General features: G+C 39.1%; 1 pseudogene. It reads right to left on the minus strand.

The features are described from left to right. Window positions 1-148: 148 nt before the first annotated feature. A pseudogene (locus tag J5069_RS23790) lies at window positions 149-665 on the minus strand (tight adherence secretin RcpA); the annotation flags it as partial.

The following is a 665-nucleotide window of genomic DNA, read 5'->3' on the forward strand; positions in this document are numbered from 1 at the left end:
CATCACATCAGGACGTGGTGAAATAATTAAAATAGGCTGTGTAAACTTTTTCTTCTGTGAAGTCACTGTTGTATTTTTATTATTCGATTTAGTATCAAAAAATAATTTCATGCGAAACTCCAATGTTTAGCACTCTGGTTTATCGTGACTATTTGGCAAAACCACCACGAGCCATAAAATTACGCGCATCACTGGCAAGCCGCCCTTCTCGGGTATTTTTATCCACACCACTATTAAAAAACAGTTGAACGGATGAGCTACGGTGATATTCAGGTAACTGAATTTTCTGTCGTGATGCCGCAGATACGGGTTTAACCAGCTCGACAGTCGCAAAGACCACCAATTCTGTTTTATTTCTTTCCGTGTGAGATTTACGCGCTAGCGCCCCAAGAATAGGGATGTCGCCAATGAAAGGGACCTTGGTCAGCGATTCAACATCCTGTTCATTAAGTAAGCCCCCAATTACGAAACTATCGCCATCAGCCAGTTCGATCGTAGAACTGGAACGCCGTGTTTTTATCTGAGGTATGCTGTAATTATTGTATGCATAACTTCCTGAGACACTGCTAATTTCATTAGAAACCAATAATTTTATTTTCTGTTTCTTTTCAACTTTAGCAGCAACATTTAATCGAATACCATATTCTTTATATTGTATGGTTGTA

The organism is Candidatus Symbiopectobacterium sp. NZEC127 (assembly GCF_025962675.1).
GTDB lineage: Bacteria > Pseudomonadota > Gammaproteobacteria > Enterobacterales > Enterobacteriaceae > Symbiopectobacterium.